Consider the following 12,685-nt stretch of genomic DNA (forward strand, 5'->3'; position numbering starts at 1 on the left):
CGGCTGGCCATCCGACAGAGGTGATGTTTTTCCTGCGGCGCGGTCCTGTACAAGACCCTGCTCGGTGTGATCGGCGGTCTTCTATCAGATATCTGTTGCAGATCTGGGGCTTACCCCTAGCAAGTCGCCTGCTACCCAAACTGACAAGAATCAAGACTGTCTGGAAGCGAATGTCCTGCAAGCCGGCGCATGGTGCGGCCGGCCGGGCCTTCCGGCAGGGAGCAGCAATGGGCAAGGAACAAGAAGCGGGTTCGGCAACGGCATCGGGCGGGGCGCGCATCGTCGTCGTGGGCGGTGGCGTGGCGGGGCTGGAGATTGCCACGGCGCTGGGCAAGGGGCGCACGGGGGCCATCGGCTCGGTGACCCTGGTGGACAGCGATTCGGCCCATGTCTGGAAGCCCATGCTGCACACCATTGCGGCCGGCACGCGCGACCTGGCCCAGCAGCAGACCACCTACCTGGCCCAGGCCAGCGACGCCAGCTTTGCCTACCAGCCCGGCGAAATGTGCGGCCTGGACCGCGAGGCCCGCGAGGTGCTGCTGGCCCCCATCGAGGCGCCTGATGGCCGCGAGATCGTGCCGGGCCGGCGCATTGCCTACGACAGGCTGGTGATCGCCGTGGGCAGCGGCGCCAATGATTTCGGCACGCCGGGCGTGGACGAGCACTGCTTCATGATCGACTCGCGCCGCAAGGCCGATGCCTTCAACAGCGAGATCCGCCTGCGCATGGTGCGCTGCATGACCAGCGGCGAGCAGCTGCGCGTGGCCATCGTGGGCGGCGGCGCCACGGGCGTGGAGCTGGCGGCCGAGCTGGTGCAGCTGGCCGAGAGCGCCCGCGCCTACGGCGCGCTGGGCGAGGCCGCGCGCTTCGGCATCGTGCTGATCGAGGCCGGGCCGCGCCTGCTGCCCGGTTTTCCCGAGGAGATTTCCGAAGCCACGCGCCTGCGGCTGCAGGCCCTGGGCGTTTCGGTGATCGTCAACGGCCGCGTGCAGTCGGCCAGCGAAGAGGGGTTCGTGCTGGCCAGCGGCGAGTTCGTCCCCGCAGGCCTGCGCGTCTGGGCAGCGGGCGTGAAGGCCCCGGCCTTCCTGGCGCAGCTGGGACTGGAGACCACGCAAGGCAACCAGCTCAAGGTCAACGGCCAGCTGCAGACCAGCGACCCCAACGTCTACGCCGTGGGGGACTGCGCCAGCTTCACCCTGCCCGGGGCCAGCGTGCCGCTGCCGCCCACCGCCCAGGTGGCGCACCAGCAGGCCCGCTATCTGGTGGAGACGCTGCCGCGCCTGCTGAAGGAGCCGGGTTTCCGCCCCGAAGGCTTTGCCTACCGCGACTTTGGCGCCCTGGTGTCATTGGCCCATTACGACGCCTATGGATCGCTGGGCAAATTCGGCCTGTTCAACGGCGGCGTGATCCGCGGGCGCATGGCCATGCTGAGCCACATCATGCTGTACCGCTCGCACCAGGCCCGCATCTACGGCTTTTGGCGCGGCGGGCTGCTGTGGCTGATCGATTTGATGAATTCGCGCCTGCGCCCGTCGATCCGGCTGGACTGAGCGGCCGGGCCCGGCATCAAAGCAGCCCCTCGATGGGCAGCCAGCCCAGCACGCGCAGCATCAGGCGCTTGAATGCACTGCTGCCGGGCTCGGTGGTGGTGGTGAGCGGCGCAGGCGGCGTGCCGCTTTCCGTGGTCCAGCTCAGGCGGCCCTGTGCATCGATCTGCACGTGGTAGGCGGCGGACGGCAGGCTCTGGTCGAGCATGCGGCTCATCTGCGAAGCCATCTCTGGGCTGTCGATCAGCAGGCCCATCTCGGTGTTGAGGTGGGCCGAGCGCGGGTCGAAGTTGAACGAGCCCACGAAGATGCGCTCGCCATCGACCGCAAAGGTTTTGGCATGCAGGCTGGAGCCCGAGCTGCCGGGGCGGCTGCCTGAGCCCACCCCCGCTTTCCCTGCCGATGCCGCTGCGGGCGAACGCGGGCCCGGGCTGGGTTCGTCGTCCTGCCTGCCGATCTGCCGGCGCAGCTCGTACAGCTGCACGCCTTCCTCGATCAGCGGGCGCCGGTAGCGGGCATAGCCGGCATGGACCACGGCCACGTCGGTCGCCTCCAGGCTGTTGGTGAGCACGCGCACGGCAATGCCCTGGCGGCGCAGGCCGGCCAGGGCGCGCACGCCGGCCTCGGTGGGCACGAAGTAGGGTGAGACCAGGTCCAGCTGGCGCTGCGGCTGGCCGATGGCCGGGGTCAGCTGGGTGATCAGCAGGCCCTCCTTGGGCACCTGGCACAGCACCTTGGCCGGGTCGTCGCTGACCAGGGTGGCGCGGGCCCATTGCAGTGGCAGGCGGCCGGCCAGCAGCTCGCGCGTGAACGGGCTTTGCGCCACGGCGCGCACATAGGCCTGGGCTTCGGGGCGCTGCACTTCGGTGGCCAGGGCCTCGTAGGCGCGCGCCACCGCATAGTCGGGCAGCGGCGGCAGCAGGCTGGCCGCGGGATAGGCCGACGCGCTGGCCCAGTACTGGTCGAAAGCATGTGAAATGTCGGCCACCACCGGCCCCATGGCCACCACGTCCAGGTCGGCGAACAGCACGCCGTCGGTGGCCGCGAAGTACTCGTCGCCTATGTTGCGTCCGCCCACGATGCTGGCCTGGCTGTCGGCCGTGAAGCTCTTGTTGTGCATGCGCCGCTGGGTGCGCGAGAAATCCGTGACATAGCCCAGCGCCTTGGGCGTGCGCTGGGCAAAGGGGTTGAACAGCCGCACCTCGATCTGCGGATGCTGGTCCAGGGCGCCGAGCTGGGTGTCCAGTCCTGCCGTGCCGCCGTCGTCCAGCAGCAGGCGAACGCGCACGCCCCGGTCGGCGGCGCGGCGCAGTTCGTCGAGCAGCAGATGGCCCGTGGTGTCGCCGCGCCAGATGTAGTACTGCACATCCAGCGTGCGCTGCGCCACGCGGGCCAGCAGGGCGCGCGCGGCGTAGGCATTGCGTGCGTCGGACAGCGCGTGGATTGCGGTGAGCCCCGGATGCTGGTCCAGCAGCGGTGCCAGCGCCTGGCCCAGCAGCGTGGCCTGGGCGGCCTCGGGCGGCAGTGCCGTGGATTCGCTGCGGCCGGCCAGGGGCGGCAGGCTGCAGCCTGCCAGCAGCAGGGTCAGGACGAGCGCCTGGGTGGCGGCAAGGGCACGGCGCAGCAGGGGCATGGTGCGTTCGGTGTTCGTGGTGGTCAGTGCAGCCAGCGTATGAACAGCTGGATCACGGTGGCATTGACGATGTCGACGAAGAAGGCGCCCACCATAGGGACGATGAGAAAGGCCTTGTGCGATGGGCCGTACTGGTTGGTGATGGCCTGCATATTGGCCACGGCCGTGGGCGTGGCACCCATGCCGAAACCGCAGTGGCCGGCGGCCAGCACGGCCGCATCGTAGTTGCTGCCCATGATGCGGAAGGTCACCAGCGCGGCATACAGGCCCATGACCAGCGTCTGGGCCGCCAGGATCACCATCAGCGGCGCCGCCAGCCCCGCCAGCTCCCACAGCTTGAGCGACAGCAGGGCCATGGCCAGGTAGATGGACAGCGAGGCATTGCCGAAGACGTCGATGGCCCGGTCGAATACCTGGAAGTGAAAGACATAGTCCAGCGTGTTGCGGATCAGGACGCCACCGGCCAGCGCCCAGACGAAGGTGGGCAGGGAGAACAGGGTGCCGGCGGTGAACTGCGTCATGAACTCGGCAAAGCCCAGGCAGCCCGCGAACAGGGCCAGTGTTTCGATGGCCGCGCTGGTGGTGATCAGGCGCGTCTGCTCGGGGTTCTCGAAGCCGCCGTGGCTTGCGCTTTCGCCCAGCGGGGGCTGTTTTTCGGGGGCGGCTGCGGGGTCATGCACGGCAAGCCTGCGGCGCGTGATCAGGGCCTTGGCCAGCGGGCCGCCGATCAGGCCGCCGATCACCAGTCCGAAGGTGGCACAGGCAATGCCCAGGGTGACCGCGCCCTGGATGCCGTATTCGCGCTCGAAAACCTGGCCCCAGGCACCTGCCGTGCCATGGCCGCCCGTCAGGGTGACGGAGCCTGCGATCAGCCCGAACAGCGGATCGAGCCCGAGCATCTTGGCCAGGCTCACGCCGACCAGATCCTGCAGGCTGATGAAGACGGCGACCACGGCCAGGAACAGCAGCAGCGAACGGCCGCCTTCGCGCAGCTTGGCGAAATTGGCGCTCAGCCCGATGGACGAGAAAAACACCAGCATGAAGGCCATCTGCAGCTCGCTGCTGAAGCTGAAGGTGCAGCCCAGGGTCTGGTTGAGCACGAACAGGGCGACGGCCACGACCAGGCCGCCGGCCACGGGCTCGGGGATGTTGAATTCGCGCAGCAGGCGCAGGTGCCGTACCAGCCATTTGCCCAGCAAAAGGACGAGGGCGGCGAAGATCAGGGTGTAGTAGGCGCTGAAAGTCAGGTGCATGGCTTCCGTGTTCCGGTGGGCGGGGCAAGGCAGCGCACCATACGATAGGCGGCATGCCGGGCGGCGATGTCAGGATAGCCACTGATTGCCAGGCCTGCTGAAAGTGCCCTTTGGTCGTGCCCTGCGTCAGTGCCCTGTCAGCTGGCTACGGGGCCGGGCCGCCTGTCCTCGACGGTGAAGCGGGCCAGCGTGTAGATGCGGCTGTCGGCTCGCATCGGGTTGGCCACGGCGCGCAGCTCGCTGGTCCAGCGCTCGGGCGTGATGTCGGCCAGCCCGTAGCCGCGTTCCTCGCAGCGTGCGTACAGCACCTGAGGGTTGTGGTCGACGATGGCATCGACCTTGGCCTGGGTGGTGCCGCTGCGCGAGGTGATGGAGGTGCTGCAGAACTCGCTGGCCACGACGGGATTGCGCCGCTCGGGCGCGGCCTCGGGGTCTGCGTGCACGGCGCAGACATAGTTCTGGTGCAGGTCGCCGCCCAGCAGCACGCTGTTGCGCGGCGTGGGCTGGGCGCCCGGCGTGAGGTGGCGCACCAGGCGCTGGCGCGCGGCAGGGTAGCCGTCCCAGCTGTCCGTGGCCTGCGATCCCGAGGGCGGCCGGTGCGTGGACACCAGGGTGGGCTGGGCCAGGATGCTCCAGCGCGGCCCCTCGCTTGCATGCTGGCGGGCATCTTCGGCCAGCTGGCGGTACAGCCACTGCTCCTGCGTCCAGCCCAGGAAGCTGCGCGCCGTATCCGACAGGGCTGCGCATTGCGCAGGGCGCACGCTGCCCTTGTCTGCCGCTCCCTCGGCGCGGCAGGCCTGGGCGCTGCGGTACTGGCGGCCGTCCAGAAAATGCAGCCGGGCCAGCCGGCCCCACTGCAGGCTGCGGTACAGCTGCAGCCCGCCGCCGCCATGCTGGGCGCCCGCGCCGGTCAGTGCGCTGGCGCGCAGCGGCATGTTCTCGTAGAAGGCCTGCCAGGCAGCCATGCGCCGGGCCAGGAAGCGCCCGGCATCGCCCTGGCCCTGGTCGCCGGCGTAGTTGTTCTCCACCTCATGGTCGTCCCAGCCCACGGACCAGTTGCACATGGCGTGCGCTGCCTGCAGCAGCGGGTCGCTCTTGTGCAGGGCGTAGCGGTCCCGGTAATCCTGCAGGCTTTGCGCGGCCCGCAGGTTGTGGGTGCGGGCCAGGCCCAGCGTCATGGCGGGCGTGGCGTACTCGTAGATGTAGTCGCCCAGGAAGAGCACCAGGTCCGGCGCGTCCTGCACCACCTGGCGCCAGGCCGCGTAGTAGCCGTGCTCCCAGCGCTGGCAGGAGGCATAGGCCAGGCGCAGCCGCTGGGGCATGCTGCCGGGCGCGGGCGCCGTGCGGCAGCGGCCCGTGCTGCTCACGGCCTGGCCCAGCATGAAGCGGTAGTGGTACCAGCGGTCAGGCGCCAGCCCTCCCACCTGCACATGCACGCCGTGGCCCCATTCGGGCTGGGCCATGGCCTCGCCGCTGCGCACGATCTGGTGGAACAGCGGGTCGTGCGCCAGCTCCCAGCGGATCCTGAGCGCAGGCATGGCCGTGGTGTCGGTCTCACCCAGCTGGGCCAGCGGTGGCGTCAGCCGCGTCCACAGCAGCACGTTGTCGGGTTCGGGGTCGCCGCTGGCCACGCCCAGCGTGAAGGGGTTGTGCGCAGGCCGCTCGCCCAGGCGGGCCCAGGCAGGCAACTGGCCCAGCGCCGTGGCCAGGCCCGCTGCGACCAGAAACTGGCGCCGCGGTGCAGGGACGGGGGCGCTGAAGGGCAGGGGCATGGCGGTTCGGGGGCAGGTGGCGCAAGAAAGCGGGGAGATACGGAGCGTGGCCTCGGTGGATCAAAGGCCGGCGCCTGCATTTCCAACTGGCTGCCATTGTGCGCCTGATGCCGTGGCAATGCTGTGCTTGCCGCGCTCCTTGGCCTGCAGCATGGCTGTATCCGCGCGGCGCAGCACGTCCATGCCGTTTTCGTGGCTTTGCAGCTGGGCCACGCCCGCACTGAAGCTCAATGGCCGGGGGGCCGGCTGGCCTGGCGTCTGCGAAGAGGCTGGCAAAGGCGTCTGCTCCAGCAACTGCAGCAGGCGCTGCAGCGCCTGGGCGCCCGCAGTCTCCGGTGTCTGGGGCAGCAGCAGCACGAAGGCCTGGCCCTCGTATCGGCCCACCACGTCCTCGGGACGCAGTCCCTGGCGTGCCAGCTGGGCCACATGGATGAGGGCGGCATCGCCCGTGGCATGTCCCAGCTCGGCGTTGAGGGCCTGCATGCCGTCCATGTCGAGCAGGGCAACGCTCAGCGGCTGGCCATGGCGCTGGGCGCGCGCCACCTCGCGGTCCAGCGCCTCGCTCACGCCCAGGCGGTTGAGCTGGCCGGTCAGCGGATCGTGGCGTGCACGGCGCGCGGCCTCGTCCAGTTCCTGCTGCAGGGCCTCTATGCGCGCCTCGCAGGCATCGACATGGCTGCGCAGCGATTGCAGCTCTTCCTGGGCCACGCGGCTGCCGGCGGCCATGGTGCGGGTGGCCTCCAGCACCTGTTGCAGCAGCGGGGCGGCATCCTCCAGGCGCTGGATGCCGTCCAGCTGGCGCGCGGCTTCCTCCATGCGGGCGCCCAGTGTTTCGTTGCTGCTCGTGATCTTTGCCAGATGCTGGACGAAGCCGCCCAGCATGTCCTTGAGCGCCTGCTGCGCGGCGGCCATGCCGTCCTGCAGCTGCATGCGCCGGTGGATCACGGTCTGCAGCTCGCGCCGCGCATCCACCAGGGGCGCGGGTGACAGCGGCGGCGTGATGGCCTGCTCGATGGCCGTGAGCTGCGGCACCAGCCAGCTGCCGTGCGTGGGGTCCTGGGCCAGATGCTGGATCAGGGTCTGCAGCAGCTCCTGCACCAGCTGCAGGACCTGGAGCTGGTCGGCAATGGAGAACGACAGCTGGTAGTGCTGGTCATGCAGGCGCCGCGCCAGGGCCTTGGCGTCCACGGGCGGTGCCTGCAGCTGTTCCATGAGCTGCTGATGCAGTTGCCGGGTCTTGGCTTCCTGGGTGTTCAGCAGCGCAAAGAAGGCCTCGAAGCGCCGCGCCAGCTGCTGCGTCAGATCCTCGGGCAAAGCCTGCAGGGGCGGCGGCACGGGCAATTCCACGGGCCTGGCCTCATGGGTTGGCGGCTGCAGGGCCGCGTTGGCATAGGCGGTGATGACCTGCTGCAGGCCCTGCCAGTCGCTGCGCTCTATGGCGGCGCCCAACTGGTCGCGCAGGCGCTTCTGTCCGGGCGTCTGCGCAGGCAAAAGCGCATGGACGTGGCGCAGCGGCCCCTGGGGAAAGCTGGCGGGGCCGGGTTCGCCGGCTGCCTGCTCATAGAGGCGGGTGTAGTTTTCCGGGGTGGGCGGCAGGCGGTTCAGCGCCAGTTGCCGCAGGGTTTCGCGTGCCAGTTCGGAAGCGGAGCGCTCGGCCATGGGTGGGCAGGTGTTTCAGAATGCAATGCCCTCCAGTGTGGCATGGCCGGCGCCCGGTTCACTGCTCGTTGACCATGACCAGCTTGCCCTGGACCTGGCGCGATCCCATGCGTGCGTAGGCCGCGTGCAGCTCGGCCATGGGCATGGTGCGGTCGATCACGGGCTTGATCTTTCCCTGGCCGTACCACTGGGCCAGCTCCTGCATCATGGCCGCGTTGGCCTTGGGCTCGCGCCGGGAGAACTCGCCCCAGAAGACACCCACCAGCGATGCGCCCTTGAGCAGCGGCAGGTTCAGCGGCAGGGCCGGGATGGGGCCAGCGGCAAAGCCCACGATCAGATAGCGGCCGCGCCAGGCGATGGAGCGGAAGGCGGGCTCGGCGAAGTCGCCGCCCACGGGGTCGTAGACCACGTCGGGGCCCTTGCCGCCGGTGGCCTCCTTGATGGCCGCGCGCAGGTCGCCCTGGCTGTAGTTGATGGTGGCATCGGCGCCCTGGGCCTTGCACAGCGCGCACTTTTCGTCGGTGGAGGCTGCCGCGATCACGCGTGCGCCTGCCGCCTTGGCGATCTGGATGGCGGCCGTGCCCACGCCGCCTGCCGCGCCCAGCACCAGCACGGTCTCGCCCTCGCGCAGCTGGCCACGGTCGATCAGCGCATGGTGCGAGGTGGCATAGGTCATGATGAAGGCCGCTGCATCGACGAAGCTGAATCCATCGGGCAGCGGCATGCACAGCGCGGCCGGTGCCAGCGTATGGGTGCCAAAGCCCCCGGTGCCCGACAGGCAGGCCACGCGCTGGCCCACGCTGAGGTGGCTCACGCCTTCGCCCACGGCCTGGACCACGCCCGCGTATTCCGAACCCGGCACGAACGGCAGCTCAGGCTTCATCTGGTACTTGTTCTGCACGATCAGCAGATCGGGGAAGTTCAGGCTGGCCGCCTTCACTTCGAGCAGTACCTGTCCAGGGCCCGGTGCGGGTGTGGGCAGCTGCGTCCACTGCAGTTGATCGACGCCCGTGGGCGTTGTGCAAAGCCAAGCGTGCATGGTGGTTGTCTCCTGTGATTGAATGCCTGGCCGATGATAGGAGTGTGGCGGGAATGCCTCCTGTCCCTCGGGCGACGAGACGCCCGCCTACAATCGCCCGCAATCCCTGCTGTATCCATGAAGATTCTCATTTGTAACGACGACGGCTACCAGGCGCCCGGCATCCAGGCCTTGTACGAGGCGCTGCGCACGGTGGCAGACGTCGAGGTGGTGGCGCCGGAGCACAACAACAGTGCCAAGTCCAACGCCCTGACGCTGAATGCACCGCTGTACGTGCACCAGGCCCACAACGGTTTCCGCTATGTCAACGGCACGCCGGCAGACTGCGTGCACATCGCCCTGACCGGCCTGCTGGGCTACCGGCCTGACCTGGTGGTCTCCGGCATCAACAACGGCGCCAACATGGGCGACGACACCATCTACTCGGGCACCGTCGGCGCGGCCATGGAGGGCTTTCTTTTCGGCATTCCCGCCATTGCCTTCTCCCAGGTGGACAAGGGCTGGTCCGAGATCGAGGCTGCCGCCGCCGCCGCGCGCCAGCTGGTCATGGACATGCAGTCGCAGGAACTGATCGGCCTGTCGCCCTGGCTGCTCAACGTGAACATTCCCAACATGCCGCTGTCCGCGCTCAAGCCGCTCAAGCTGTGCCGGCTGGGCCGCCGCCATGCGGCCGAGCGCGTCATCACCCAGGAGAGCCCGCGCGGCGAAATGATGTATTGGATAGGCAGCGCAGGCGCGGCCATGGATGACTCGGAGGGCACGGACTTCCACGCCACGTCCCACGGCCACATGTCTGTCACGCCGCTGAAGGTGGACCTGACCGACCATGACAACCTGGGCTACTGGGCGCAGACGGCGGCCAGGCTGGCATCGGCCAGTCAGGCCGTGCTGCCTGCCCAGGGCGGGGCGGTGCAACCGTGAGCGAGCGCCGTCCCGGAGTTCCCTCGTGGGTGGCGCGCTCGGTGCAGAACCCTGCGCCGGCCTCGCGCGCGGTGCCCGCGCGCTCCGCGCTGGCCACCGCCGCCGCCCGTGCCCCGCAACAGCCCTCGGGCATCGGCATGGATTCGGCCGCCGTGCGCGCGCGCATGGTGCAGCGACTGGCCGCCACCGGCATCCAGTCGCCGGCCGTGCTCGCTGCCATGGGAGCGGTGGAGCGCCACCGCTTCGTGGACAGCGCCCTGGTCAACCAGGCCTATGAGGACACCAGCCTGCCCATCGGTCTGGGCCAGACGATCTCCAAGCCCAGCGTGGTCGCCCGCATGACCGAGCTGCTGCTGGGTTCGGAGGCCGCGAAGTCGGGCCTGGGCCGCGTGCTGGAGATCGGCACCGGCTGCGGCTACCAGGCGGCCGTGCTGGCGCGCGTGGCACGCGAGGTCTATTCGATCGAGCGCCTGCGCGGCCTGCACGAGAAAGCGCGCAGCAACCTGCGGCCCTGGCGCCTGACCAATGTCCATCTGATCTTTGGAGACGGCATGGAAGGCTATGGCAGCGGCGCTCCGTACGCGGGCATCATCTCGGCCGCCGGCGGCGAGAGCATGCCCTCGGCCTGGTGCGACCAGCTGGCCGTGGGCGGGCGGCTTGTCGCGCCCATGGTGGTTACGGGGGGTAAGCAGGCACTGCTGGTGATTGACAAGAGTTCACACGGGTTTACGCAATCGATTTTGGAGGCCGTGAACTTTGTCCCCCTAAAATCGGGCATCGCCTAGAAGGGAATAACTTATGTTGGTATCGCGAAGTCTTGGGGCTTGGGGAACGGTGGTGCTGGCCGGCATGGTTCTGGCAGGCTGCACATCCCAAGTGAACAGGGCTCCCGTGGAGGACCGCGGAACATCCACCTCCACTTCCACCTCTTCCTCGCCATCGGCGGCCGTCAAGCCGCTGCCCGGCGTCGAGAACGCCGGCAAGCCCGGCTACTACACCATCAAGCCTGGTGACACGCTGATCCGCATCGGCCTGGAGACCGGCCAGAGCTGGAAGGACATCGCGCGCTGGAACAATCTGGAGAACCCCAACCTGATCGAAGTCGGTCAGGTGGTTCGCGTCGTGCCGCCGACCAGCTCGTCCATGGCAAGTTCGGACAGTGGCAGCACACGTTCTTCGTCGTCGTCCTCGTCCTCCTCTTCCACGCCCAGCGGCTCGCCGGTGGTGGCAACGCCGCTGCCGCCCGTGGCATCCTCGGCATCGTCTGGCAGCTCCACCGCAACGCCTGCACCCGCGCCGACCCCGGCACCGGCTCCTGCACCCGCAGCCGGCAAGGGCGCCGACGATGTGGACTTCATCTGGCCTGCCTCGGGCAGCCTGATTGCCGGCTTCGACGAGGCGCGCAACAAGGGCTATGACATCGCAGGCAAGGCCGGCGACCCCGTGATGGCCGCTGCCGATGGCCGCGTGGTCTATGCCGGCGCCGGCCTGCGTGGCTATGGCAACCTGATCATCCTCAAGCACAACAACACCTACCTCACGGCCTACGCGCACAACCAGACGCTGTTGGTCAAGGAGGACCAGACCGTGCGCAAGGGCCAGAAGATTGCCGAGATGGGCAGCACCGACGCCGACCGCGTGAAGCTGCACTTCGAGGTGCGTCGCCAGGGCAAGCCTGTCGATCCTTCGCGCTACCTGCCTTCGCGCTGATGAGCCGCAGCACCAGGCAAACCGGACAAGCCCCTGCCCCGCAGGGGCTTGTTTCTTCTGCGCCCGGCGAACCGCTGCCGGAATCGGTCGAGGACCAGGACCAGGACGAGGCCGACGCCGAAGGTGGCGAGGTCGAGGCCGCCGCCGCCGAGCTGCGCGAAATCACCGTGCCGCCCGCCCAGCACGGCCTGCGCGCCGACAAGGTGCTGGCCGAATGCGTGGCCGAGTTCTCGCGCAGCTATCTGCAGCAGCTGCTTGCGCAGGGCGCGGTCACCCTCAACGGGCGTGTGCTGGGCAAGCCTTCCGCCAAGGTCGCGGCCGGCGACCGCATGGTGCTGGAGATGCGGCCCACGCAGCAGAGCATGGCCTTCCAGCCCGAGGACATGGCGCTGGACGTGGTGCATGAGGACGAGCACCTGCTGGTCGTCAACAAGCCGGCTGGCCTGGTCGTGCACCCGGCGCCCGGCAACTGGACGGGAACCCTGCTCAACGGCCTGCTGGGGCGCGACCCCAAGGCGCGCGAGGTGCCGCGCGCCGGCATCGTCCATCGCCTGGACAAGGACACCAGCGGCCTCATGGTCGTGGCGCGCAGCCGCGCCGCCATGGATGCGCTGGTGGCCATGATCGCCGCACGCGATGTCAGCCGGCAGTACCTGGCGCTGGCCCACAAGGCCTGGGGCCCGCGCAAGCACCGCGAGGTCGATGCGCCCATCGGCCGCGATCCGCGCAACCGCCTGCGCATGGCCGTGGTCGACCTGGCCCAGCATGCGGGCAAGACCGCGCGCACCGACATCGACCTGCTGGCCGGCAACGACGAGGTCAGCCTGGTGCGCTGCACGCTGCATACGGGCCGCACCCACCAGATCCGCGTGCACATGGCCTCTCTGGGTCATCCGCTGGTGGCCGATGCCGTCTACGGCGGCAAGGACGCTGGCGGCATGACGCGCCAGGCCCTGCACGCCTTCCGGCTGGCCTTCACCCATCCCATGACGGGCCAGGCCCTGGTGCTGCATGCGCCGCTGCCCGCCGACATGGCGCAGGCGCTGGAAAATTGGGGGCTGAGCTACAATCCCGCCGAAAGCCTCTGACCATCTCTCGCATGGCATCTGTGGAGCGCTTGCTTCCTCTTCTTTGATTCGGCGCACCCTGGC

At 69.1% G+C, this 12,685-nt stretch carries 10 protein-coding genes; 5 read left to right on the forward strand and 5 right to left on the reverse strand.

The window, feature by feature from the left end:
• The first annotated feature begins 227 nt into the window (after nt 1-227).
• The gene (locus G4D77_RS25015) at nt 228-1,550 is read left to right on the forward strand and encodes an NAD(P)/FAD-dependent oxidoreductase (RefSeq protein ID WP_154833796.1); all 1,323 of its coding nucleotides are present in this window, start codon (nt 228-230) and stop codon (nt 1,548-1,550) included.
• Nucleotides 1,551-1,566: 16 nt separating this feature from the next.
• Here G4D77_RS25015 and G4D77_RS25020 read toward each other — a convergent pair whose 3' ends face one another.
• The 5 genes from G4D77_RS25020 to G4D77_RS25040 all read right to left on the reverse strand — a co-directional run bounded on the left by G4D77_RS25020 (nt 1,567) and on the right by G4D77_RS25040 (nt 8,903).
• On the reverse strand, nt 1,567-3,180 hold the full coding sequence (locus G4D77_RS25020; RefSeq protein WP_154833797.1) for a phospholipase D family protein: 1,614 nt from the start codon (nt 3,178-3,180) through the stop codon (nt 1,567-1,569).
• Nucleotides 3,181-3,203: 23 nt separating this feature from the next.
• Complete coding sequence (gene gltS, locus G4D77_RS25025) at nt 3,204-4,433, reverse strand: sodium/glutamate symporter (RefSeq protein WP_016447573.1); 1,230 nt, start codon at nt 4,431-4,433, stop codon at nt 3,204-3,206.
• Nucleotides 4,434-4,570: 137 nt separating this feature from the next.
• Nucleotides 4,571-6,205, reverse strand: coding sequence for an alkaline phosphatase D family protein (locus tag G4D77_RS25030; RefSeq protein WP_154833798.1), 1,635 nt, complete (start codon nt 6,203-6,205; stop codon nt 4,571-4,573).
• 60 nt (nt 6,206-6,265) lie between these two features.
• Entirely contained in the window at nt 6,266-7,864 is a 1,599-nt protein-coding gene (locus G4D77_RS25035; protein ID WP_016451284.1) for a GGDEF domain-containing protein, read from the reverse strand.
• Between the two features lie 58 nt (nt 7,865-7,922).
• Nucleotides 7,923-8,903 carry an NADPH:quinone oxidoreductase family protein gene (locus G4D77_RS25040; RefSeq protein WP_016451285.1) on the reverse strand — a complete coding sequence of 327 codons (981 nt, stop codon included), beginning with the start codon at nt 8,901-8,903 and terminating at the stop codon, nt 7,923-7,925.
• Nucleotides 8,904-9,020: 117 nt separating this feature from the next.
• Between G4D77_RS25040 and surE the strand changes: the two genes are divergently transcribed.
• From surE to G4D77_RS25060, 4 genes are read left to right on the forward strand one after another with little or no spacing between them, the layout of a single operon-like run.
• Complete coding sequence (gene surE, locus G4D77_RS25045) at nt 9,021-9,824, forward strand: 5'/3'-nucleotidase SurE (RefSeq protein ID WP_016447569.1); 804 nt, start codon at nt 9,021-9,023, stop codon at nt 9,822-9,824.
• Nucleotides 9,821-10,609: a protein-L-isoaspartate(D-aspartate) O-methyltransferase gene (locus G4D77_RS25050; protein ID WP_016447568.1), complete on the forward strand. Its 789-nt coding sequence runs from the start codon at nt 9,821-9,823 to the stop codon at nt 10,607-10,609. The genes surE and G4D77_RS25050 overlap by 4 nt, the downstream gene beginning before the upstream one ends.
• 13 nt (nt 10,610-10,622) lie before the next feature.
• Entirely contained in the window at nt 10,623-11,534 is a 912-nt protein-coding gene (locus G4D77_RS25055; RefSeq protein WP_016447567.1) for a peptidoglycan DD-metalloendopeptidase family protein, read from the forward strand.
• Nucleotides 11,534-12,622 (forward strand): RluA family pseudouridine synthase, encoded by a 1,089-nt coding sequence (locus G4D77_RS25060; RefSeq protein ID WP_016447566.1) that lies wholly within the window; start codon nt 11,534-11,536, stop codon nt 12,620-12,622. The genes G4D77_RS25055 and G4D77_RS25060 overlap by 1 nt, the downstream gene beginning before the upstream one ends.
• Nucleotides 12,623-12,685: the final 63 nt, after the last annotated feature.

Origin of the sequence: Delftia sp. WY8 (genome assembly GCF_018437695.1) — a bacterium.
In the GTDB taxonomy this organism is placed as follows: Bacteria; Pseudomonadota; Gammaproteobacteria; order Burkholderiales; family Burkholderiaceae_C; genus Comamonas; species Comamonas tsuruhatensis.

Bases quoted from the DNA above. Each gene is read 5' to 3' on its own strand.
- gltS (WP_016447573.1), bottom strand. From the start codon at position 4,433: ATGCACCTGACTTTCAGCGCCTACTACACCCTGATCTTCGCCGCCCTC.
- G4D77_RS25040 (WP_016451285.1), bottom strand. From the start codon at position 8,903: ATGCACGCTTGGCTTTGCACAACGCCCACGGGCGTCGATCAACTGCAG.
- G4D77_RS25055 (WP_016447567.1), top strand. From the start codon at position 10,623: ATGTTGGTATCGCGAAGTCTTGGGGCTTGGGGAACGGTGGTGCTGGCC.
- surE (WP_016447569.1), top strand. From the start codon at position 9,021: ATGAAGATTCTCATTTGTAACGACGACGGCTACCAGGCGCCCGGCATC.
- G4D77_RS25035 (WP_016451284.1), bottom strand. From the start codon at position 7,864: ATGGCCGAGCGCTCCGCTTCCGAACTGGCACGCGAAACCCTGCGGCAA.
- G4D77_RS25030 (WP_154833798.1), bottom strand. From the start codon at position 6,205: ATGCCCCTGCCCTTCAGCGCCCCCGTCCCTGCACCGCGGCGCCAGTTT.
- G4D77_RS25020 (WP_154833797.1), bottom strand. From the start codon at position 3,180: ATGCCCCTGCTGCGCCGTGCCCTTGCCGCCACCCAGGCGCTCGTCCTG.
- G4D77_RS25060 (WP_016447566.1), top strand. From the start codon at position 11,534: ATGAGCCGCAGCACCAGGCAAACCGGACAAGCCCCTGCCCCGCAGGGG.
- G4D77_RS25015 (WP_154833796.1), top strand. From the start codon at position 228: ATGGGCAAGGAACAAGAAGCGGGTTCGGCAACGGCATCGGGCGGGGCG.